We start from the raw sequence: 23,268 nt of genomic DNA, 5'->3' as shown, positions 1-23,268 counted from the left end.
GCTGCGCGTCGGCTGGGAGAATGGCTGAACGATGAATGACGAATTCCTGGACCAGCAGCCCGATCTCGACGACGGCGAACAGGAGGACCTGGCGGCCAGGCACTCCCTGCGGCGCGTCGACGGCCTGCGCACCGAGCTCGAGGACGTCACCGAGGTCGAGTACAGGCAGCTTCGCCTTGAGCGCGTAGTGCTCGTGAGCGTCTGGACGTCCGGCTCGCAGGAGGACGCGGACAACGCCATGGCCGAGCTGCGGCTCCTCGCCGAGACCGCCGGCTCCGAGGTGCTGGCGGAACTGGTGCAGCGGCGCAGCCACCCGGATCCTGCCACCTACATCGGAAGTGGCAAGGTGGAGGAGGTCCTGGAACTGGTGCGCGCCACCGGGGCGGACACGGTGATCTGCGACGGAGAGCTCGAGCCGGCGCAGCTACGCAACCTGGAAGACCGCGTGAAGGTCAAGGTGGTGGACCGGACCGCGCTCATCCTGGACATCTTCGCCCAGCACGCCAAGAGCGCCGAGGGCAAGGCCCAGGTGGAGATGGCGCAGCTGCAGTACCTCAAGCAGCGTCTGCGCGGATGGGGCGGCAATCTGTCGCGTCAGGCCGGCGGTCGGGCCGCGGGCGGGGCCGGTATCGGCGGCCGTGGTCCTGGCGAGACGAAGATCGAGACGGACCGCAGACGGATCCGCACCCGCATCTCCATCCTGAGGCGCAGGCTGCGGGACATGGACGCCACCCGCGAGGGCAAGCGCGCGGAGCGCCGGCGCAACCAGGTGCCGTCGGTGGCCATCGTGGGCTACACCAACGCCGGTAAGTCGTCGCTGCTCAACCGCCTCACCGGGGCGGGCGTGCTCGTCGAGGACTCCTTGTTCGCGACGTTGGATCCCACCACGCGGCGCACCGAGACCTCCGACGGCAGGGTTTTCACGCTCACGGACACGGTGGGCTTCGTCCGGCACCTGCCCCACGATCTGGTGGAGGCATTCCGGTCCACCCTCGAGGAGTCGGCACAGGCGGATCTACTCCTTCACGTGGTGGACGCCTCGGACCCCGACCCGGAGGGCCAGATCGCGGCGGTGCGGACCGTCCTGGGGGAGATCGGTGCCACGCAGGTGCCGGAGCTGCTGGTGCTGAACAAGGCAGACGCGGCGGACGAGGCCGCCATCCTCGCGTTGCGCGCCAACCATCCCGACGCCCTGGTGGTGTCCGCCCGCACCGGCCGCGGCTTCGACGAGCTTCGCGCCGTGGTGGACGAGCGGCTTCCCCGCCCGGAGATCCCGCTCACCGTGCTCGTCCCCTACGGTCGCGGTGACCTGGTGGACAAGGTACACAAGACCGCCGTGATCGATTCCCTGGAGCACACCGGCGAGGGCACCCTCATCACCGCCCGGGTCCGCGGTGACCTCGCCGACGAGCTGGCGGCCTTCGTCCGTGAGTGATCACTCCAGCATCCTGGCGGCCGCCGTCGGCGAGATCCACGGCCAGGCCCGCCCGGGGCAGGAGGCCATGGCGGACGCGGTCGCGGCATCGCTGGAGACCGGTGTCCACCTTCTTGTGCAGGCCGGCACCGGCACCGGTAAATCGCTGGGATACCTCGCTCCCGCGCTGGCGCGCTGTGTGGGCTCGGATCAGCGCATCGTCGTGGCCACCGCCACGCTCGCGCTGCAGGCGCAGCTGGCCACCAAGGACATCCCCACCGCTCTGGACGCGGTGGAGGAGGTCACCGGGACCCGTCCCAAGGCAGCCATCCTCAAGGGCCGCACCAACTACGCCTGCCTGTATCGGGCCCGTTCGGGCGGCCGCCCGGAGCAGGACTCGCTCGTCGGCAGCGCCGCGCTGGCTGAGGCCATCGCCCCCGGCGACGAAACCTCCAAGCTGGGTGCGGAGGTCCTCGCGCTCCGGGAGTGGGTGGAGGAGGAGGCGGAGCGGAAGGGTCTGGCAGATCGCGACGATGCGCCATCGCACACCGCACGAGGATGGGCGCAGGTCTCCATCCCCACCCGCGAGTGCCTGGGCGTCGCCACCTGTCCGTTCGGGTCCGAGTGCTTCGTCGAGGCCTCCCGCGAGGAGGCCCGCGGCGCGCAGCTGGTGGTCACCAACCACGCGCTCCTGGCCATCAACGCCATGCACGGCGGCACCGCCCTCCCGGAACACTCAGCCGTCATCATCGACGAGGCGCACGAGTTGGTGAGCCGCATCACCACGGCGGCCACGGACGAACTCACCCCGGGCATTGTCGAGCGCACGGCCCGCCGCGCGCTGGCCTGGCTCGACGACGACCTCGGAGTGGATTTCCTGGACCAGGCGGACGTGCTGCGCGAGGCTCTTGCGGAGTCGGAGCTCACCCGCATCACGGCAGGCTCAGCGCCGCTGGCCTATGCCGCGGCTCAACTGCGCGACGTCGCCCGCAAGGTGGTGAGTGCCCTCGGCAAGGTCACCGACGACCCGGAACGGATCCAGGCGTCCTCCGCGGTGAAGGAGATCTTCGACGTCGCCGAGCGGATCGCGAAGCTGTCCGAGGCGGACGTGGTCTGGGTGAGTGAATCCGACATTCTCGGCCGCGCCGCGTATGTGGCGCCGCTGAACGTGGCCGGGCTGCTGCGCAACCAGGTGTTCGCCGAGACCACCACGGTGCTCACCTCGGCCACACTGGAGCTCGGCGGCTCGTTCGAGGCCGCAGCCAGCTCCATGGGGCTCAACTACAACGACAGGCTCACGGGGGACGCGGAGCCGGACGACGAGTTCGCATGGCGTGGGGTGGACGTCGGATCACCGTTCGACTACTCCAGGCAGGGGATCCTCTACGTGGCCAGGCGGCTTCCGCCCCCCGGCCGGGACGGCATGAACCCAGAGACCCTGGCCGAGATCGCCCAGCTCATGTGGGCGGCCGGCGGCCGCACGCTGGGGCTCTTCGCCTCGCGTCGCGCCGCGGAACAGGCCGCTGAATACTGTCGCCGGGAGCTGCCGGACCTCACGCTCTTGTGCCAGGGGGAGGCCCAGCTGTCCGAGCTGACACGCACCTTCATCGCGGATCCCGCCACTTCGCTGTTCGGCACCATGTCACTGTGGCAGGGCGTGGATGTGCCGGGGGAGACGTGCCAGCTGGTCATCATCGACAAGCTCCCTTTCCCGCGTCCGGACGATCCGCTTATGCAGGCTCGGAAGAAGGCCGTCGACGACGCGGGCGGCAACGGATTCATGCGGGTGGCCGCGTCGCACGCGGCTCTCCTGCTGGCGCAGGGCGCCGGGCGGCTGATCCGCCGGACCGAGGATCGCGGCGTCGTGGCTGTGCTGGACCCGAGACTCGTCACGAAGCGCTACGGCGAGTTCCTCAAGTCCTCGCTTCCGGACTTCTGGATGACCACCGACGGCGATGTGGCGGTGCAGGCACTGCGCCGCCTCAGGGGTGCTGACTAGCGCACCACTAGAGCTTGCGAAGGACCGCCACGACCTTGCCCATGATGGTGGCGTGGGTGCCGTCGATGGGTGAGTAGTCGGGGTTGTGCGGGAGCAGCCACACCTTTCCGTCCTTGCGCTTGAAGGTCTTGACCGTGGCCTCGTCGTCCAGCAGCGCGGCCACGATGTCTCCGTTGTGGGCGTCCGACTGCTGGCGCACCACCACCCAGTCGCCGTTGCAGATGGCGGCGTCGATCATCGAATCCCCACGCACCTCCAGCAGGAAGACCTGGTCGTCTCCCACGAGCTGGCGCGGAAGCGCGAACACGTCCTCCACCTGCTCCTGGGCCAGGATGGGCCCACCGGCGGCGATGCGGCCGATCAGCGGGGCCGCGACGGACCTGGGCGCCTCGTCGAACGCCTGCGCCGAATCCATGCCCTCCTCACCCGGCATGGTGACCACCACAGCTCGGGGGCGGTTCGGGTCCCGGCGGAGGAATCCCTTCTCCTCCAGGACCTTGAGCTGGTAGGTGACGCTGGATGTGGAGGCCAGGCCGGCCCGCGTCGCCACTTCGCGGATGCTGGGCGGATATCCGAGTTCTTCGATGGATTGCTTCACCACGCGCAGAATGGCCAACTGGCGCGTGGTGAGGCCGTGCGCGTCCTCCGGACCGTCAGGGAACGAGGCCATGGTCCCGAGCTCGGCCTCGATGGAAGCGTTGGTGGGGCGGCCCCGTCGAGGGCGTTTCGTCTCTTCAACCATGGAACAAGATTAGCCGGTCCGCGAACGTGTGTTCGAAATCAACGTGGCGTGTCGCGCACTGTGGAGAAATTGTCAGTGGGTGCCGATGGACTACGTGTGTCGCCTACCGCGACACGCCAGGGTCGAACGGGTGTTTCATTCCGGAGGCGAAGGCGCTAGAGTTTATTTAGAACAAGCGTTCTACGGAGGAGAGAGGTTGTCATGACCGCTTCACGCGCACTGAGCTTCCGGGTTGTCGACGCCGGCGCCCGTCGGGTCGTCACGGTCTCGCCCGCTGGTCGGCCGGAGCTCGGAGGGCCGCTGGCTCGCCCGTCCCGCCCCGTCTCGCCCGGACGGGTCGGCGGCGTCGCCTCCTGCAGAGTCACCCGCCCAGTCCTACCCTTTCTCGCGCTGAAGGTGGTGGCTGTCGGGTTGCTGGCGTCCGTGGGTGCGGCCGTCTCTGCGGCCCAGTTTGTGGACATGTCGCAGGAGCCGGCCACCCGCTACGTGGCGGGGGATCCGGCCTGGGCGCACGTCGCCGCTCCCTGAAGACCGACTTGACGTGCATCGGCGATTCGCCCTTGAACATGGAGGCCCCCAGATCTAGGCTGTCCCTACATCTAGTAGTTACAGCGGTGTCTTTCCCCCATAAGTTGTGGTCCCGGCCATAGCGTGGCAAGGTTGGCCCTCCGCTGTTCACCAGGGAAGGCCCGCCGGTCATGCACTGCCCGTTCTGCCGCAACGAAGACACCAAGGTGTCTGACTCGCGCGCCACCGAGGACGGGTCCGCCATTCGCCGACGGAGGATGTGCCCTGTCTGCGAACGGAAGTTCACCACCGTCGAGCAGATCGTCCTCACCGTGGTGAAGCGTTCCGGAGTGGTGGAGTCCTTCACCAGGGACAAGGTCATCAAGGGCGTGTCCAAGGCATGCAAGGGTCGTCCCGTCACAGCCGCTCAACTGGCGGCGCTCGCCCAGCGGGTCGAGGAATCATTGAGGGCCTCAGGCCAGGCGGAGATCGCCGCCGAGCAGATCGGTGTGGCCATCCTCGGTCCACTCGAGGAGCTGGATTCGGTCGCCTACCTGCGGTTCGCCAGCGTGTACAAGAACTACGACTCGGTGGACGATTTCCAGCGCGAGATCGATCTGCTCCGGCTCAGCTCCGCCGAGAAGGAGCTCAGCCGTGAGTCCGCGGCCATCGGGGTCGCGTCGGCCCAGCAACCGCTCATCAGCTAGAGCATCAGCACAATAACCAGGAATAGATCGAGGGGAAGAACCATGACCGCGACAGCAGCACGCGCCACGCGAACGAAGGGCGCCGCACAGGGGAAGGGGCTCGTCATCGAGCGCGTCTTCACCAAGCAGGGGGTTCATCCCTACGACGAGGTGGAATGGGATCGCCGTGACGTCATCCAGACCAACTGGAAGACCGGCGTGAACGTCTTCGAGCAGCGTGGCGTCGAGTTCCCGGCGTCGTGGAGCGTCAACGCCTCTACCATCGTCACCACGAAGTACTTCCGCGGCGCGCTCGGCACCCCCCAGCGCGAGGACAGCCTCCGCACCCTGATCGACCGTGTCGTCAAGAGCTACGCGAAGGCCGGCCTGGACTACTCATACTTCGCCTCGGAGCAGGATGCGGAGATTTTCGAGCACGAGCTCACCTGGATGCTGATGAACCAGTTCTTCTCCTTCAACTCCCCGGTCTGGTTCAACGTCGGCACCCCCTCGCCGCAGCAGGTCAGCGCATGCTTCATCCTCAGTGTCGATGACTCGATGGACTCGATCCTCAACTGGTACAAGGAGGAGGGTTTCATCTTCAAGGGCGGCTCGGGTGCCGGCCTCAACCTGTCCCGGATCCGCTCGTCGAAGGAACTCCTGAGCTCCGGCGGCACCGCCTCCGGGCCCGTGTCCTTCATGCGGGGCGCCGATGCGTCCGCCGGCACCATCAAGTCGGGCGGCGCCACCCGTCGCGCGGCCAAGATGGTGGTCCTGGACGTCGACCACCCGGACATCGTGGAATTCGTGGAGACGAAGGCGCGTGAGGAGGACAAGATCCGCGCCCTGCGCGACGCCGGCTTCGACATGGACCTCGGCGGCAAGGACATCACCTCGGTGCAGTACCAGAACGCCAACAACTCGGTGAGAGTCACCGACGAGTTCATGGAGGCGGTGGAGGCGGGCAGCGCGTTCGGCCTGCGCTCGCGCACCGACGGCTCTGTCATCGAGGAGGTGGACGCCAACGAGCTCTTCCGCAAGATCTCCACCGCGGCGTGGGAGTGCGCTGACCCGGGCATCCAGTACCACGACACCATCAACGACTGGCACACCAACCCCGTCACGGGTCCCATCACGGCGTCGAACCCCTGCTCGGAGTACATGAGCCTGGACAACTCCTCGTGCAACCTGGCCTCGCTGAACCTGCTCAAGTTCCTCAAGGCCGACGGCACCTTCGACGCGGAGCTGTTCGTCAAGGCCGTCGAGCTGATCATCACCGCGATGGACATCTCGATCTGTTTCGCGGACTTCCCGACCGAGTCGATCGGCGAGACCACGCGCAACTTCCGCCAGCTGGGCATCGGCTACGCCAACCTCGGCGCGCTGCTCATGGCCATGGGCAAGGGCTACGACACCGAGGGCGGCCGCTCCACCGCGGCGGCCATCACCTCGATCATGACCGGCGCGTCCTACCGCCGCTCCGCTGAACTCGCGGCGATCGTCGGCACCTACAACGGGTACGCCGTCAACGCGGAGGCCCACCAGCGGGTGATGCGCAAGCACCAGGCCGCCAACGACGACCTCCGCGTGCTCCAGGAGGACCGTCCACTCCACACCGTCGCCACCCGCGAGTGGGATCGCGTGGTCACTCTGGGGGCCACGAACGGCTTCCGCAACGCCCAGGCGTCGGTGCTCGCCCCCACCGGCACCATCGGCTTCATGATGGACTGCGACACCACGGGCGTGGAGCCCGACTTCTCCCTGGTGAAGTTCAAGAAGCTCGTCGGCGGCGGATCCATGCAGATCGTCAACCAGACCATCCCGCGCGCGCTGAAGCGGCTCGGGTACAGCTCGGAGGAGATCGACGGCATCGTCGAGTTCATCGGCGTCAATGGGCACGTCATCGGCGCACCCGGCCTGGCCGCGGAACATTACGAGGTCTTCGACACCGCCATGGGCGCCCGCTCCATCAAGCCGATGGGCCACGTCCGGATGATGGCCGCGGTCCAGCCGTTCCTCTCCGGTGCCATCTCCAAGACGGTGAACCTGCCGGAGACCGCCACGGTCGAGGAGATCGAGGACGTCTACCTCCAAGGGTGGAAGCTCGGCCTCAAAGCGCTGGCGGTCTACCGCGACAACTGCAAGGTGGGCCAGCCGCTCTCCGAGGGCAACGGGGAGGCCAAGGAGGAGAAGAAGGCAGAGCCTGAGGTGCGGATCGAGTACCGTCCCAAGCGGCAGCGGCTCCCGAAGTCCCGCGCCTCGCGTACCACCAGTTTCTCCGTCAGCGGCGCTGAGGGCTACATGACCTCCAGCGCCTACGAGGACGGCGGCATCGGTGAGGTGTTCCTCAAGCTGGGCAAGCAGGGATCGACCCTCGCGGGCGTCATGGACGCCTTCTCCATCGCAGTGTCCATCGGCCTGCAGTACGGCGTGCCGCTGGAGAGTTTCGTGCAGAAGTTCACCAACCTGAAGTTCGAGCCCGCGGGCATGACCGATGACCCGGACATCCGGATCGCTCAGTCCTTCATGGACTACATCTTCCGACGCCTTGCACTGGACTACCTGACGTTCGACGATCGGGCCGAACTGGGTATCTACACCGCCTCGGAGCGGGCCCGCTACGTCGAGACCGGCTCCTACCTCTCGGAGGAGGACGAGGCGGCGATGCCGGAGGCGGTATCCCTCCGCAACGACGCCGGCGACAACTTCAAGGTCGACGGGGCCCGTCAGCCCTCGCTGATCGACGCGCCGTCGCCGTCGCACTTCGGCACCGCACAGACCACGGCGGAGTTGATGGAGTCGCTCACGGGCCGTGAGGTCGACGCGCCCCTGTGCATGACCTGCGGCACGAAGATGCGGCCCAGCGGGTCCTGCTACGTGTGCGAGGGGTGCGGCTCCACCAGCGGCTGCAGCTGACCGCACCGGCTGAGCTCCAGATGGGCCAGGCAGACGTTGACGCGTCGGCCTGGCCCATCTGGGATATCGTTCTGCCAGCGTCCAGCGGGGGCGCCCACAGAGAGGACACGAACTGTGAACAGGCTGAAGGTCAAGGCTCGTGTGCATCGGCTCTGGGCCGCCGTCGTGGCGCTCCTGGTGGTCGGCTTCCTGGCGGCACCCGCCGCGCTGGCTGAGCCCACGCCGGACCCGTCGCTGGTGGGCAGGACGTTCGCGATCGCCACGGACACGACGTTCGCGCCGTTCGAGTTCCGTGACACCGGCGGTGAACTGACCGGCATCGACATGGATCTCATCCGTGAAGTCGCCCGGCGAGGTGGGTTCACCGTCGACATCAAGTCCGTGGGCTTCGATGCCGCCCTGCAGTCGCTGCAGTCCGGACAGGTGGCCGGGGTGATCGCCGGCATGACCATCACCGACGTCCGCAAGGAGACGTTCGACTTCTCCGATCCGTACTTCGAATCCGGCATCCAGATGGCTGTCAAGGCTGACTCGGCCATCACGTCGTACGAGGATCTGCGCGGGCAGACCGTCGTGGCCAAGACCGGAGCGGAGGGGCTGAGGTTCGCTGAGTCGATCGCGGACCAGTACGGCTTCGCCGTGAAGGCCCTGCCGCAGGCGGACACGATGTACTCCGAGGTGAACTCCGGTAACGCGGCCGCCGTCTTCGACGACTACCCGGTGCTCGCCTACGGCATCAAGCAGGGCAACGGACTCAAGACTGTCACCGCCAAGGAGCCGGGCGGGTCCTACGGCTTCGCGGTGAGCAAGGGCCAGAATGGCGCTCTGTTGGCTGCGTTCAACGCCCAACTGGCCGCCATGAAGGAGGACGGCAGTTACCAGAAGATCCTCGACAGGTACCTGGACGCCGGGTCGACGGGTGGACAGCCGGTGTCGAGCATCGATCCCGCGGTGGCCGGCAAGACGTACTCGATCGCCACCGACACCACGTTCGCGCCGTTTGAGTTCCGCGACGCCAACGGCGAACTCACCGGCATCGACATCGACCTCATCACCGCCATCGCAGAACGAAAGGGTTTCACGGTCGACATCAAGTCGGTGGGCTTCGACGCGGCGCTCCAGGCCCTACAGTCGAACCAGGTGGCCGGCGTGATCGCCGGGATGTCCATCACCGACAAGCGCAAGGAGATCTTCGACTTCTCCGATCCGTACTTCGATTCCGGCATCCAGATGGCCGTGAAGGACGACTCGCCGATCACGTCGTACGAAGACCTCGATGGGCAGATCGTGGTGGCCAAGACGGGTGCAGAGGGCCTGGCCTTCGCCGAGTCGATCAAGGATCAGTACGGGTTCTCGGTCAAGGCACTGCCTCAGGCGGACACGATGTACTCCGAGGTCAACTCCGGCAACGCCGCAGCGGTCTTCGACGACTATCCGGTCCTCGCCTACGGCATCAAGCAGGGCAACGGACTCAAGGCCGTGACGCCCAAGGAGCCCGGGGGTCAGTACGGTTTCGCCGTCAACAAGGGTCAGAACCCCGAGCTGCTCGCGGCGTTCAACGCGGGCCTGGCCGAGATGAAGGCCGACGGCTCCTACCAGGCGCTGCTCGACACCTATCTCGAGGCCCCCACCGGCGCTGAACGCCAGGGCTTCTTCGACCTCCTGGCGTCGGCCCTCCCGGCGTTGAGCAAGGGCATGGTGATGACCATTGCGGCCACGGCACTCTCGCTGGTGTTCGCGTTGATCCTCGGTCTGGTCCTGGGATTCTTCAAGGTGGGTGGCAACCCCGTCCTCAACGTCATCGCGAGCATCTACGTGGACGTGTTCCGTGGGACCCCGCTGCTGGTGCAGGCGTTCTTCATCTACTTCGGCCTGCCCACGCTGACCGGGGTGAGGCTCGATGTCCTGACCGCCGGCATCCTCACGTTGGCGCTCAATGCCGGCGCCTACATGACCGAGATCGTGCGCGGTGGCATCCAGTCGGTGGACCCGGGCCAGCTCGAGGCCGCCCGGTCGCTGGGTCTGCCGTGGATGAAGTCCATGCAGATGGTGGTGGTTCCGCAGGCCGTGAAGATCATGACGCCGTCGTTCATCAACCAGTTCGTCATCACCTTGAAGGACACCTCTCTGCTGGCCGTTCTCGGTCTCGCCGAGCTCACGTACCAGGGCCAGCAGATCATCGCCAACAACTTCAGGTCCGCTGAAATCTGGCTGATCGTGGGCGCGTTGTACCTCATCGTCATCAAGGCCCTCACCATGCTCTCCAATGCCGTCGACCGGAGGTTCAACAAGTGAGCACGCAACCCAGTGGCCAGACGCTCCTCGAGGTCCAGGACCTGCGCAAGTCGTTCGGGCACCTCGAGGTGCTCAAGGGCCTCGACGTCGCGATCCGCGAGGGGGAGGTGGTCACGGTCATCGGGCCCTCCGGGTCCGGCAAGTCCACCTTCCTGCGCTGCCTCAACAAGCTCGAGGAGCCCACGAGCGGGCGCATCATCTTCGAAGGCCAGGACCTGACGGATCCGAAGACGGACATCGACGTTGTGCGTCAGCGCATCGGGATGGTGTTCCAGCACTTCAACCTGTTTCCCCACATGACCGTTGCCGAGAACATCATGCTGGCCCCGGTGCAGCTGAAGAAGATGTCGCGATCCGAGGCCCGCGACGCTGCCCTCGAGCTCCTCAACCGCGTCCAGCTCGCGGACAAGGTGGACGCCCGGCCCGCCCAGCTGTCCGGCGGCCAGAAGCAGCGCGTGGCGATCGCCCGGGCATTGGCGATGAAGCCCGACGTGATGCTGTTCGACGAGGCCACCAGCGCCCTGGACCCCGAAATGGTGGGTGAGGTGCTGGCCGTCATCAGGACCCTGGCGGGTGAGGGGATGACCATGGTGATCGTCACGCACGAGATGGGATTCGCGCGGGAGGTGTGCGATCGGGTGCTGTTCATGGCCGATGGCACCGTCGTGGAGCAGGGACCGCCCGCCGAGTTGTTCGGTTCACCGCGGGAGGATCGCACGAAGGACTTCCTGAGCAAGATCCTCTAGCGGCTCAGCAGGTGCGAGGAGGCACGAGATGATCTCAGTGACAACCGCGGAGCGGTTGGCCCAGGCCGGTGTGGTGTGGCATCCGGGTGAGGGTGACCGCTTCGTCGTGCGTGCCATGGACCTGGAGGACGAGGTCTTCACCCTCGCCAACATGGTGGTGGAGGCGCGGGATCACCCCACCGGGACGCTGCTGGCGTTCAACGGCACCACCGAATGGGCGCTGGACTCCGTGCCGGCGGAGAAGGCGCTGTGGCTCCCGCGCGAGGAACAGCTGCGCGAGCTGCTCGGCGGCACCTTCCGCTCGCTAGGCAGGTCCCAGACCGGTGAGTTCGCCGTCGTGATCGAGATCCCCAGCCAGCCGGCGCGTTCCTTCATCGCCGAGGATGCGGCCGAGGCCTACGCCGCCGCGCTGCTCGCCCTCATCAGCGCCGCGCGGTAGCCCGGTCCCGGCTCATCGTTTCCCCACGGAAGCCGTGTCAGGCTCAACCCCCCTCCCCAGCCAGGACAGCGGCGGCATAGGCTGGTGACGTGATTCCTCCGGTGGTTGACCAGACCTGGCTCGCGGCGCATCCCGACGCGGTCGTCGCGGACGTGCGGCACTACCTCGACGGGCGATCCGGCGCCGACGCCTATGCGGCCGGTCACCTTCCCGGCGCGGTGTTCGTGCCGATGGACGACGTCCTGGCCGACCCACCGTCGCCCGCCCGCGGCCGGCACCCACTGCCTGATCACGACACCTTCGCCGAGGGTATGAGCCACCTCGGCATCGGTGAGCGCGACACCGTCGTGGCCTACGACGACGCAGGAGGCGCCATGGCCGGGCGCCTCGTGTGGTTGCTGCGCATCCTCGGCCGGGACGCGGCCCTTCTCGACGGCGGGATCCAGGCCTGGGACGGTGAGCTCACCACAGAGGTGCGGCGCCGGCCCCGTGCCGAGTTCCCGCCCGCCTCCTGGCCCGACGCCGCGCTCGCCGACATCGAAGAGGCGGCAGCGGGCGAGTTCGTGATCGACGCCCGCAGCGAGGAGCGCTTCCGCGGCGAGAACGAGCCGATCGACCCCAAGGCCGGCCATATCCCGGGAGCGCGCAACTATCCGCTGCCAGGCAATCTCACCGAGGACGGGCGGTTCAGGACGCCGGAGGCGCTGCGGGAGCGGTTCGCGGGGGTCGACGACGCCTCGCGCGTCATCTCCTACTGCGGGTCCGGGATCACCGCCTGCCACAACCTGATCGCCCTCGAGTACGCCGGGCTCGGGCGGGGTCGGTTGTATCCCGGGTCCTGGTCGCAATACAGCCACACCTCCAGACCCGTCGCGACGGGGGAGTAGGGCTCGGACGGCCACGGGCGAGGAGACGGCCGGCGGGTATCCTGGCCGGGTACGTCGCTAGCCCTTGGAGGTTCCCCATGCCGGCACTCCGGTCCCGCACCACCACCCACGGCCGAAACATGGCGGGCGCCCGCGCCCTCTGGCGCGCCACGGGCATCACGGACTCGGACTGGGGCAAGCCGATCATCGCCGTGGCCAACTCGTTCACGCAGTTCGTGCCCGGCCACGTGCATCTCCGTGACATGGGCAAGCTCGTCTCCGAGTCCATCGCCGAGGCCGGCGGCATCGGCCGCGAGTTCAACACCATCGCCGTGGACGACGGCATCGCGATGGGTCACGGCGGCATGCTCTACTCGCTGCCCAGCCGTGAGCTGATCGCCGACTCGGTGGAATACATGGTCAACGCGCACTGCGCGGATGCGCTGGTGTGCATCTCCAACTGCGACAAGATCACCCCCGGCATGTTCCTGGCCGCCCTCCGGCTGAACATCCCGGCCGTCTTCGTCTCCGGCGGACCCATGGAGGCCGGCAAGGCGGTGGTGAAGGAGGGCGGGGTCGTGACCTCGCTGGACCTGGTCGACGCCATGGTCTCGGCGGTGGATCCATCCGTCACCGACGACGAGCTGGGCCGGATCGAGGCCAACGCGTGCCCCACGTGCGGCTCCTGCTCGGGCATGTTCACCGCCAACTCCATGAACTGTCTCCTCGAGGCGGTGGGGCTGGCGCTCCCGGGCAACGGCTCGACGCTGGCCACGGCGTCGGCCCGCAAGGGCCTGTTCCAGGAGGCCGGCCGGCTCGTCGTCGAGCTGTGCCGCCGCTGGTACGACGAGGAGGACGCGTCCGTCCTCCCGCTCTCCATCGCGACCAAGGCAGCGTTCTCCAACGCCATGAAGCTCGACGTGGCGATGGGCGGCTCGACCAACACCGTCCTCCACCTGCTCGCCGCCGCCCAGGAGGCCGGCGTGGACTTCACCATGGACGACATCGACGCCATCTCCCGCATCACCCCGTGCCTGGCCAAGGTGGCGCCCAACTCCCCGAAGTACTACATGGAGGACGTTCACCGGGCCGGAGGCGTCCCCGCGATCCTCGGTGAGCTGTACCGCGGCGGCAAGCTCGACGACGCCGTCTCGACCGTCCACTCCCGCACGATGCAGGAGTGGCTCGACGACTGGGACATCCGCAGCGGCAAGGCCCGCCCAGAGGCCGTCGAGCTGTTCCACGCCGCTCCCGGCGGCGTTCGCACCACCGAAGCCTTCTCGTCGACCAACCGCTGGGACACGCTTGACACCGATGCCGAGGGCGGCTGCATCCGCTCCGTGGAGCACCCGTACACCCTCGACGGTGGCCTCGCCGTGCTCAGCGGCAACCTCGCGCCCGACGGCGCCATCGTCAAGACCGCCGGCGTGCCGGAGGCCCAGTGGGAGTTCACTGGGCGTGCCGTGGTCACGGAGTCGCAGGACGACGCGGTGGAGGCCATCCTCGGCAAGCGGATCCAGCCCGGCGACATCGTCGTGGTGCGCTACGAGGGCCCCAAGGGCGGCCCCGGCATGCAGGAGATGCTGTACCCCACCTCCTACCTCAAGGCGCTGGGCCTCGGCCCGCAGTGCGCACTGATCACCGACGGACGCTTCTCGGGCGGCTCCTCGGGGCTGTCCATCGGGCACGTGTCGCCGGAGGCTGCCTCCGGCGGCGCGATCGGGCTCATCGAGGACGGGGACACCATCACCATCTCCATCCCCAACCGCTCCCTGACGCTCAACGTGGACGACGACACCCTCGCGGCTCGGCGCGCCGCGCGGGACGCCGCCGGGTGGGCGCCGAAGAACCGCGTGCGCGAGGTGTCGACCGCCCTGAAGATCTTCGGGATGCTGGCGCAGTCCGCGGACAAGGGCGCGGCCCGCAAGCTGTCCTGAGGGTTCGGGAGGGCTACAGCCAGCCCTTGAGCTTGAACACTGTGTACATCCCCACCCCGGTGACCAGCATCAGCACAAGGGCGAAGGGGTAGCCCCACACCCAGTCGAGTTCGGGCATGTAGGCGAAATTCATGCCGTAGGTGCCCGTGACCAGACTGGGCACGAACAGGACGCCGGCCCACGCGGCGATCCGCCGGGTCTCCTCCGCCTGCTTCAAGCTGGAGGCGGTCATGTTGCTGATCTCCTCGTTCTGTCGCTGCGCCTGGAGCGAGATGTTGAGGTCCAGGGTGCCCTTGAGCGTCTCGCGGAGGATGTCGACCCGCTCGATCATGGCGATGGCGTGGTCCTCGATGTCGCGCAGCTCCTGGCGGCGGCGCTCCCCGGCGGAGGCGAACACCCGGTCACCCCGCACTCCCTCGATGATCTGTTTGAGGGGCCGCACGGCCCGCTGGAAGTCGATCACCTCGCGGGAGAGCTGATAGATGCGCCGCGACACCCGGGAACTCCCGGTGAACACCTGCGTCTCGATCTCGTCGATGTCGTTCTCGATGCCCATCGCGACGGGGGTGTAGTCGTCGACGATGCCGTCGAGCAGCCGCAGCAGGACCACGCTGGGCCCCTTCGCCAGAACCGTCGGCGTTGACTCCAGCTGCTGCCGCACGCGGGTGAGGTCCGGGGTCTCCGAGTGGCGCACGGTCACCACGAACCTGTCGCCGACGAAGGCGTGCACCTCGCCGAAGTCCACCGTCTCGCTGCGATCGACGTAGTGGGCGGCGCGCAGCACGAGGAACAGCACGTCCTCGTATCGCTCGAACTTGGGCCGCTGGTGGGCGGTGATCGTGTCCTCGACGGCGAGGGGACTGAGCCGGAACTCCTCGGCCAGGAGGGCCATGTCCGAGTGCCTCGGGCGGTACAGCCCGATCCAGGCGAAGCCGTCCGGCTGCTGGTCGAGGAGCCGGAAGGCCTCCTCGAACGTCTCCGGGGTGGCGACCCGCCTGCCGTCGGCGTAGATGCCCGCGTCCACGATGGAGGTGACACGAGCAGGGACGGTGCTCGGTGTGGGGGCAGGTTCCGTGGAGGGAGCCTCGGCGGAGGCGGGCAGTGTGGGCTTGAGCCGCAGCGAACGCAGCAGCCGGTCTGCGCGGCGCTGATCCGCCATGGGTGCCTCCTTGGGCAGGTACGGGCGGCAGCCTACTCCGCGGGGACGGGTTCCGGTGACGGATCGCGGCGGGCGACGGCCCAGAGGATGCCCGCCGCGGCCAGCGCCAGGAGGGCGACGGTGAGAAGCGGCGAACGGTCCCACAGGGCGAGCACCGCGACCCACCCGATGAACCCCACAGTGCCGTACATGAAGGCCCACATGAGGCAGCCGACGGCCACGGCCGGAAGGTAGCGGCGTAGCGGCATCCGCGCCACTCCCGCAGCCAGATTCACCATGGTCTGGATCCCGATGGTGAGGAACGAGAGCGAGACCGCCGGCGCGCCCCATCTGGTCAGCCAACGCGCTCCGGTGGCGTAGTGCCGCGATGCCAGAAGCCGCTCCCACCGGGTGCGACGGGCACCCGCGGCCAGCGCCCGCCCGAGCCAGTAGGCGCCGTTGGCGCGCAGCATGACGATGACGAACAGTGCCGACACCACGACAACGAACGGCGCGTCCCAGGAAGTGGGATCGAACATGGCGCTCCAAGGTGCTGCGGGCGGGCCGCCAGCTTAGCGGCTTCAGTGCAGCAGCGCCCCGGCCGCGACGATGACGGGGACGCTCAGCAGCGTGGACCACAGCGTCGTCGCCTGCACCAGGCGGAGCCCCACCTGATAGCGGACGGAGTGCACGAACACCACCTGCGCCGTCGGCAGCGCGGCCAGCACGACGGCGGCGCGCAGCGGGGTGCCGGTGAGGCCGATCGCGAGGGCGATGAGTAGCGCCAGCGCCGGCACGACGAACGACTTCGTCACGATCGCCGCCACGATGCGCCGCGACAATCGGCGGGGCAGGGGGCTGGAGTGCAGCGACATGCCGAACGCCAGGAGCATCGCGGGGATCGCGAGGTCTGCCAGGAGGGTGAGTGGCGCCCACAGCGCCGTCGGGGCCTGCCAGCCGCTGAGGTTGACCGCCAGGCCGATGAGGCCGCCGATGACGAGCGGGTGGGTGGCGAAGCTGCGCACGACAGAGCGTCCGCGCCCCGCCGTCGACGACTCCAGGACCGCGACGGCGCTCGGCTGCAGGATCAGCACCTGCAGCAGCATCGCCGGGGCCGCCCAGGCGGCGTCGCCCAGGACGAAGGCCGCGATGGGCATCCCGAGATTGCCGGCGTTGACGTAGCTCGTGGCCAGGTAGCCGATGGCGGCCTCGGCGCGGCCCGTCCGCCACCGCCGGGCCATGAGCAGCGCGAACGTCGACCCGGCCAGCACGCAGGCCCCACCGAAGGCCACGACGTGCCAGCCGACGAGCAGCCGCACGTCCGCGCCGGCGACCGCCACCAGGACCAGCGCGGGCTGGCCGACGTAGAAGGCCACGTCGCCCAGCGCACGCTGCGCCGACCGGCCCACCAGCCGCGCGCGGGCGAGGACGAAGCCGACGGCCACCACCAGACCGATCGTGCTGAACCCCTCGAGCGCCTCCCACATGCCGCCCAGCCTAGGGTTTGCGGGGTGGCCTGCAGCCCAGCGGGGTTTGCTAGGTTGATCCGCGAGGAGGTACTCCAGTGGCCGACTACCGCGATTTCGACTTCGACGCCACCCAGCGGCATGCCTGGGAGGAGTTCACCCTCCGCCTGGGCGAGGTGCTGTCCGTCATGGACGGGACAGAGGACCTCACCATCTCCGTGGCTGATCCGGACGCCGCGGCGCTGCGTCCCGGCCTCAGGTTTTCCATGGTGGCGCCGCTGGTGGTGGCGGGCTACGTGCTGGGTTCCGACGCCGGGCAGCCCACTCCCGAGGAGGCGGAGGCGCTGCGGGGCCTCGGGTGGACCGAGGGCGACGGGGTGCTGCGCTTCCACGCCGAGGTGGACCAGGAGGCGTCGTCGACGCTGGCCGAACTCGCCACCAGCACCCTGACGGGCGTCTTCGGGGTCCTGCACCCCGTATTCCTCCATCCGGATCAGCTGGCCGAGATCCTGCAGGGAGAGGCGCCGTGGGCGCCACTGACGCCGCGGAAGCTCTCGCGCGAGGAGACCGCCGTCATGCCTGGCTCCCGCGCCGAGCTGGACTCGCTGGTCGACGACGAACTGCGCCGGCTGTACCGCCACCCCACGCTGCGCAACGAGCTGGGCGACGTCGCCATCCGCGTGGGCTCCACGATGGTGTTCCTGCGGTCCACCCCGGACGGCGCCGAGTTGGTGCTGTTCTCGGCCCTGGTGCACGACGTCATCGGCAGGTCCCGCGCCTGCGAGGTGCTTAACGACCTCAACGTGGAATCGCGATATGGCCGGTTCGCCCTCCACCGCGACCGCGTCTTCGTGCAGTTGTCGGTGGCGGCGCAGCCGTTCGTGCCGGCGCACCTGCACCAGGCACTGTTCGCGCTCAGCCAGATCGCCGACGGCATCGACGACGAGCTCGCCACCAAGCTCGGCGGCCGCACCACGTTCTGACCTCCCCGGACGCCGCGCGAGCACTACAGTGGAGGCATGACCACCGAGCCTCAGCCCGTGACCTATTTCTCTCGGCTCGACGCCGACGAATGCTGGGCGCTCCTCACCGAGGCCGTCGTGGGACGCGTCGCGTGGATGGCCCCGGACGGCATCGCCGTCGTGCCGGTCAACTTCCGTGTGGTGGACGGCGCCATCGTGTTCCACACGTCCCCGCAGTCGTTCCTCGCGGGGCTCACCCAGCGCACCGATGTCGCGTTCCAGGTGGACGAGATCGATCAGGAGACCGCCACAGGTTGGTCCGTGCTCGTGCGCGGGATCAGCGGCCCGGCGGATGCGGACGTGGCCAGCAGCAGCTGGCTCGAAGGCAACAGGCCGGTGGGGCTGGCCGTGACCGCGAGCACCATCGCCGGGCGCGTCGTTTCCGGCGTCATCCAACAGTGAGGAGTCCAGACATGAGCGAACGCACCACACCCCTGGTGGTCGTCGGCGTCGACGGCAGCGACGACGGCCTCCGCGCCGTCCGCTTCGGCACGGGCACAGTGCTGCGCTACGGCGGCGAGCTTCTCCTGGTCAACGCCGTCGACGACACCCTCATGGCGGGCGCGTGGGGCGTGGTCTACGACCCCGAGGTGCTCCAGTCCGCCGGTGTCACCGCCAACGAACAGGCCAAGGACGTGGCCCTGGGGATGGGCCTCACGGAGGACCGGATCAAGACCGAGGTGGTGATGGGCTCCCCAGGCGGCGTCATGGCCCGCCTCAGCGAGATCGCGAGCCTCGTGGTGGTCGGCCGGCGCGCCGCCACCGGCCTGGAGCGCATGTTCGTGGGCTCCACGTCGGTGGCCGTGGTGGCCAATGCCGCCTGCCCCGTCGTCGTCATCTCCGCGGCCGCCCACCCCGACCCCGTCGGGCAGAAGGGTGTGGTGGGGGTGGGCCTCACCACCAGCCCTGGGTCCGAGCAGATTCTTGAGGCCGGATTCCTCCAGGCCGAGCGGCTGGGCGCCCGTCTCGAGATCGTCCACGCCATTCAGCCCCCGGTGGGTCTGTTCGCGAAGCGGCTCAGCCCCTCAGACCTCGACCAGCAGGTGCGGTTCGCCAAGGGCGGTATCGAGGCCATCGCAGCCACCGTGGCGGCCCGCCATCCCGGCGTGGAGTACGAGGTGCTGGTGGCCGCGGACACCCCCATCAACGAACTGGTCAGCCGCAGTGCCGGCTACGACCTCCTGGTGCTGGGCGTGGGGCAGTCCCACATTCCCGGCTTCAGCCTCGGCGGCCTGATGCGTGGCCTGATGGCCCACGCGGAGTGCCCGCTGTTCATCACTCGATGAGCCCGGACCCTTCCACGCGTCCCCCCGACGTCGAGGTCGTCGCCTCCCTGCCCATCGCGGCGGAGGCGGAGCGCATCGCGGGCCTGATCCGCGACCACCAGGTGGTGGTGGTGGCCGGGGAGACCGGCTCGGGCAAGACCACGCAGCTGCCCAAGATCTGCCTCCTGGCGGGCCGGGAGCGCATCGCGCACACCCAGCCGCGACGCATCGCGGCCCGCACCGTCGCGCAGCGCATCGCGGAGGAGTGCGGCGTCGAGCTGGGCGCGTTCGTCGGCTACCAGGTGCGTTTCACGCGCAAGGTCACGGCCCAGACCCGGATCAAGGTGATGACGGACGGCATCCTGCTCTCCGAGCTCACCCACGACCGACTGCTCAGCCGCTACGACACGATCATCATCGACGAGGCCCACGAACGCAGCCTCAACATCGACTTCCTCCTCGGCTACCTCAAGCAACTGCTGCCGCAGCGGCCCGAACTGCGCATCATCGTCACCTCCGCCACCATCGACACCGCCCGCTTCTCGGAGCACTTCGACGGCGCACCCGTCGTCGAAGTGTCGGGGCGCACCTTCCCGGTGGAGACCCGCTACCGCCCCCTGGGAGAGGACCAGGACGAGATCGACGGCATCGCCGGCGCGGTGGAGGAGATCGTCACGGAGTCCTCCACCGGCGACATCCTCGTCTTCCTCAGCGGTGAACGCGAGATCCGCGACGCGGCCGAGGCCATCGACAAGCTCAAGACCGGCCTCGACGTGCTGCCGTTGTACGCCCGGCTCTCCTCAGCCGAGCAGCAGCGCGTGTTCCAGCCGCACAGCGGCCGACGGGTGGTGCTCGCCACGAACGTGGCGGAGACCTCGATCACCGTGCCCGGGATCCGCTACGTGGTGGACGTGGGCACGGCCCGCATCTCGCGCTACTCCGCGCGCACCAAGGTGCAACGGCTGCCCATCGAGCCGGTGTCCCAGGCCTCGGCGAACCAGCGGGCGGGGCGCTGCGGCCGCCTCGGCCCCGGCATCGCCGTGCGCCTCTACAGCGAGGAGGACTTCGACTCCCGCCCGCTGTATTCCGAGCCCGAGATCCTGCGCACCAACCTGGCCACCGTCATCCTCCTCATGGCGCAGGCCGGGCTCGGTGACGTGGAGTCCTTCCCCTTCGTCGAGGCGCCCGTGATCTCACAGATCAACGACGGCGTCCGAGTGCTGACCGAGCTCGGCGCCCTGCATCCCCGCAAGCGCCATGACCACGTCCGGCTCACCCGCACCGGCCGCATGCTGGCCAGGCTGCCGGTGGACCCGCGGCTCGGCCGGATGCTGATCGAAGGCGCACGCCGCAAGACGCTCGGCACGGTGCTGGTGCTGGTGGCCGGACTCACGGTGCCCGACATCCGCGAACGGCCCACCGAGTTCCAGGCGAAGGCCGACGAGCTGCACCGCAGGTTCTGGGGCACGGACGTCCCGGCCGCGGTGGAACCCGACGGCGCGCCGCTGCGCCACACCGCACACACGGGCACCCGGCAGGAGAAGGCGGCCAGAACCAGCCTCGAGGGTGGAGACTTCGAGGTGCTGCTCAACGTCTGGACCTACCTGCGAAGGCGCCGTCGGGAGCTGTCCGGCAACGCTTTCCGGCGCATGTGCCGCGAGGAGTACCTCAACTTCGTCCGGTTCCGCGAGTGGGAGGACCTCGTCTCCCAGCTGCGCGAGGCGGTCAAGGAGCTGGACCTCGACGCCACCGGCGACGCACCGATGCCCGAGGTGCTGACCTGCCTGCTGACGGGGCTCCTGTCCAACGTCGGTCTCGCAGAGCAGGAGAAGACGAAGGGCCAGCCCGGGAGGCGGCGTCCCCTCACGCTGTACCAGGGGGCGCGCGGCGCCCGGTTCGCGATCCAGCCCGGGTCGTCGCTGGCGCGCTCCACGCCGCCTCTGGTGGTGGCCTTCGAGTTGGTGGAGACCTCTCAGCTGTGGGCCCGCACCGTGGCCGAGGTGCGGCCGGAGTGGATCGAGCAGGTCGGCGGCCACGTGCTGACGCGCACGCTGTCCGAGCCGCGCTGGTCGGGTCGCTCCGGGACCGTCGTGGCAAGCGAGACCGTCAGCCTGTTCGGCGTCCCCATCATCGCCGGCCGGCGCACCAACTACGCCGCGACCCACCCCGTCGAGGCCCGCGAGATCTTCCTGCGCAGCGCGCTCGTGGAGGGGGACTGGGAGACCAGGCAGCGCCTCGTCGTGGCCAACCGGGCCGTGCTCGACGAGGCCATGAAGATGACCGACCGGATGCGCCGGCCGGATCTCCTCATCTCCGACGACGCGCTGTACGCCTTCTACGACGAGCGCATCCCGGCGGACGTGGTCTCGGCCGCCACCCTCGACGCGTGGCTGCGCTCCATCCCTGAGGAGCAGTGGCCCAGGCTGATGATCGACGACGCCGTCGTCGACGCCAGGCAGCTGCGGCCCTCGGACTTCCCGGACCGGTGGCGGGCCGGGCCGCACACACTGCCGATCCACTATGTCTTCGACCCGGGATCCGGCAGCGACGGCGTGACCATCACGGTCCGGCTGGAACTCCTCAACCAACTCGACGGCGCCCGCTTCAGCTGGCAGGTCCCCGGTCTGCGCCGCGAACTCGCCACCGAGCTCATCCGCTCGCTGCCCAAGGCGCTGCGCACCAGCTTCGTCCCGGCCCCGGACTACGCCGCGCGGGCGCTGGCCTGGCTCGAGGGTCGCGGCGAGGTCGGCGAGGGCAGCTTTCCCGAGGCGCTCGCGCGGGCACTCACGGCGCTGACCGGCGTCGTCGTCGGGCCGGACAGCTTCGCCCCGACGACGATCGGCGGCCACCTCCGTCCCACCTTCGTCGTCGTCGACAACGGACGAGAAGTGGCACGCGGAGACGACCTGGACATGTTGGCGGTGACCCTCGCCCCCAGGGTCGCGGCGAAGCTCACCGCCTCCGCGGGAGACCTGGTGAGTTCCGGTCAGCGGAGCTGGACCTTCGGCACCGTCCCGCGGGAGAGCGCCGTCGCCAAGGGCGTGCTGGGCTACCCCGCGCTCGTGGACGAGGGCAGGACGGTGGGCGTGCAGGTGCTGGACTCGCCGCAGAAGGCCGCCCGCTCCCACACGCTCGGGGTCCGCAGGCTCCTCACGCTGACCAACCCGGATCCGACGAAGTGGGTGGTGGGGCACCTCGGCCGGCACGAGAAGCTCTCGCTGGCGGACTCGGCGTACCCGAGCGTGCCGGAGCTTCTGGCCGACGCCTGGCTCAAGGCGGGGGAGCAGCTCGCCGCCGAGCAGGGCCCGATCGTGGACGTTCGCTCGGAGGCCGACTACGCGAGGGTCGCGCTGGCGGTCCGGCAGGAGTGCCCCGGGCGCACCCGGCAGGTGGTGTCCATCGCCGCCCAGGCCCTGGCCTCCGTCACGCAGGCCCGGCTTCTCCTCGCGGGATTCGCCGCCGCCAGCCCGGTGCGCCGCGACGTCAGCGCCCAGCTCGACAACCTCTTCTTCGCGCGGTTCATCTCGGCCACCCCCGACCCGTGGCTGACGCACCTTCCCCGGTACGCCGAGGCCGCCGTCGCGCGGCTGCAGGCCGCCGCCTCCCAGCCCGAGCGTGACGCCCGTCTCCAGGCGGAGATCGACGACGTGGAGGATGCGTACGCCGAGCTGACCGACGCGCAGCCGCCAGGGCCGCTGCCGCCCGAGGTGGAGGAAATCGCCTTCCTCCTCGAGGAGTTTCGGGTCAGCCTGTTCGCGCAACAGCTGCGCACAGCGGTGCCGATCTCGGCCAAGCGCATCAGGCAGGCGATCCGTCAGGCCCGTTGAGTG

18 protein-coding genes are annotated in these 23,268 nt (G+C 68.9%); 14 read left to right on the top strand and 4 right to left on the bottom strand.

Annotated elements, in window-relative coordinates; genetic code table 11:
* Positions 1 to 31: 31 nt before the first annotated feature.
* Positions 32 to 1,435: a GTPase HflX gene (hflX, locus tag ACZK5N_RS04410; protein ID WP_459019522.1), complete on the top strand. Its 1,404-nt coding sequence runs from the start codon at positions 32 to 34 to the stop codon at positions 1,433 to 1,435.
* The gene (locus ACZK5N_RS04405; protein ID WP_459019523.1) at positions 1,428 to 3,413 is read left to right on the top strand and encodes an ATP-dependent DNA helicase; all 1,986 of its coding nucleotides are present in this window, start codon (positions 1,428 to 1,430) and stop codon (positions 3,411 to 3,413) included. The genes hflX and ACZK5N_RS04405 overlap by 8 nt, the downstream gene beginning before the upstream one ends.
* Positions 3,414 to 3,420: 7 nt before the next feature.
* Here the strand turns inward: ACZK5N_RS04405 and lexA are convergent, their stop codons facing one another.
* Complete coding sequence (lexA, locus tag ACZK5N_RS04400; protein WP_459019524.1) at positions 3,421 to 4,155, bottom strand: transcriptional repressor LexA; 735 nt, start codon at positions 4,153 to 4,155, stop codon at positions 3,421 to 3,423.
* 201 nt (positions 4,156 to 4,356) lie between these two features.
* Between lexA and ACZK5N_RS04395 the strand changes: the two genes are divergently transcribed.
* From ACZK5N_RS04395 to ilvD, 8 genes are all read left to right on the top strand, one after another.
* Positions 4,357 to 4,683, top strand: coding sequence for a hypothetical protein (locus tag ACZK5N_RS04395; RefSeq protein ID WP_459019525.1), 327 nt, complete (start codon positions 4,357 to 4,359; stop codon positions 4,681 to 4,683).
* Positions 4,684 to 4,853: 170 nt separating this feature from the next.
* Complete coding sequence (nrdR, locus tag ACZK5N_RS04390) at positions 4,854 to 5,369, top strand: transcriptional regulator NrdR (protein ID WP_459019526.1); 516 nt, start codon at positions 4,854 to 4,856, stop codon at positions 5,367 to 5,369.
* 42 nt (positions 5,370 to 5,411) lie between these two features.
* Positions 5,412 to 8,264, top strand: coding sequence for a vitamin B12-dependent ribonucleotide reductase (locus ACZK5N_RS04385; RefSeq protein WP_459019527.1), 2,853 nt, complete (start codon positions 5,412 to 5,414; stop codon positions 8,262 to 8,264).
* A gap of 114 nt (positions 8,265 to 8,378) precedes the next feature.
* Positions 8,379 to 10,559: an amino acid ABC transporter substrate-binding protein/permease gene (locus ACZK5N_RS04380; RefSeq protein WP_459019528.1), complete on the top strand. Its 2,181-nt coding sequence runs from the start codon at positions 8,379 to 8,381 to the stop codon at positions 10,557 to 10,559.
* Positions 10,556 to 11,305: an amino acid ABC transporter ATP-binding protein gene (locus ACZK5N_RS04375; protein ID WP_459019529.1), complete on the top strand. Its 750-nt coding sequence runs from the start codon at positions 10,556 to 10,558 to the stop codon at positions 11,303 to 11,305. Before ACZK5N_RS04380 ends, ACZK5N_RS04375 begins: the two co-directional genes overlap by 4 nt.
* 28 nt (positions 11,306 to 11,333) lie before the next feature.
* Complete coding sequence (locus ACZK5N_RS04370; protein WP_459019530.1) at positions 11,334 to 11,744, top strand: pilus assembly protein CpaE; 411 nt, start codon at positions 11,334 to 11,336, stop codon at positions 11,742 to 11,744.
* Positions 11,745 to 11,833: 89 nt separating this feature from the next.
* Entirely contained in the window at positions 11,834 to 12,631 is a 798-nt protein-coding gene (locus ACZK5N_RS04365; RefSeq protein ID WP_459019531.1) for a sulfurtransferase, read from the top strand.
* Positions 12,632 to 12,708: 77 nt separating this feature from the next.
* Complete coding sequence (gene ilvD / locus ACZK5N_RS04360; protein ID WP_459019532.1) at positions 12,709 to 14,547, top strand: dihydroxy-acid dehydratase; 1,839 nt, start codon at positions 12,709 to 12,711, stop codon at positions 14,545 to 14,547.
* A gap of 13 nt (positions 14,548 to 14,560) precedes the next feature.
* On the opposite strand, the gene ACZK5N_RS04355 is transcribed toward ilvD, so the two are convergent.
* From ACZK5N_RS04355 to ACZK5N_RS04345, 3 genes are read right to left on the bottom strand one after another with little or no spacing between them, the layout of a single operon-like run.
* The gene (locus ACZK5N_RS04355; RefSeq protein WP_459019533.1) at positions 14,561 to 15,706 is read right to left on the bottom strand and encodes a magnesium and cobalt transport protein CorA; all 1,146 of its coding nucleotides are present in this window, start codon (positions 15,704 to 15,706) and stop codon (positions 14,561 to 14,563) included.
* Between the two features lie 32 nt (positions 15,707 to 15,738).
* Positions 15,739 to 16,224 carry a DedA family protein gene (locus ACZK5N_RS04350; protein ID WP_459019534.1) on the bottom strand — a complete coding sequence of 162 codons (486 nt, stop codon included), beginning with the start codon at positions 16,222 to 16,224 and terminating at the stop codon, positions 15,739 to 15,741.
* A gap of 42 nt (positions 16,225 to 16,266) precedes the next feature.
* Positions 16,267 to 17,172, bottom strand: a complete 906-nt coding sequence (locus ACZK5N_RS04345; RefSeq protein ID WP_459019535.1) for an AEC family transporter — start codon at positions 17,170 to 17,172, stop codon at positions 16,267 to 16,269.
* A gap of 77 nt (positions 17,173 to 17,249) precedes the next feature.
* Here ACZK5N_RS04345 and ACZK5N_RS04340 point away from each other — a divergent pair, with 77 nt between their 5' ends.
* Genes ACZK5N_RS04340 through hrpA form a run of 4 tightly spaced genes read left to right on the top strand, consistent with a single transcriptional unit; the run spans position 17,250 to position 23,265 of the window.
* Positions 17,250 to 18,134, top strand: a complete 885-nt coding sequence (locus tag ACZK5N_RS04340; RefSeq protein WP_459019536.1) for a T3SS (YopN, CesT) and YbjN peptide-binding chaperone 1 — start codon at positions 17,250 to 17,252, stop codon at positions 18,132 to 18,134.
* 36 nt (positions 18,135 to 18,170) lie between these two features.
* Positions 18,171 to 18,575, top strand: coding sequence for a pyridoxamine 5'-phosphate oxidase family protein (locus tag ACZK5N_RS04335; RefSeq protein ID WP_459019537.1), 405 nt, complete (start codon positions 18,171 to 18,173; stop codon positions 18,573 to 18,575).
* A gap of 11 nt (positions 18,576 to 18,586) precedes the next feature.
* Positions 18,587 to 19,459, top strand: a complete 873-nt coding sequence (locus ACZK5N_RS04330) for a universal stress protein (RefSeq protein ID WP_459019538.1) — start codon at positions 18,587 to 18,589, stop codon at positions 19,457 to 19,459.
* Positions 19,456 to 23,265, top strand: coding sequence for an ATP-dependent RNA helicase HrpA (hrpA, locus tag ACZK5N_RS04325; protein ID WP_459019539.1), 3,810 nt, complete (start codon positions 19,456 to 19,458; stop codon positions 23,263 to 23,265). The genes ACZK5N_RS04330 and hrpA overlap by 4 nt, the downstream gene beginning before the upstream one ends.
* Positions 23,266 to 23,268: the final 3 nt, after the last annotated feature.

Source organism: Tessaracoccus pujii, from assembly GCF_055326215.1.
The sequence above is the reverse complement of the archived record's forward strand: the minus strand, read 5'-3'. Positions and strand labels throughout refer to the sequence as shown.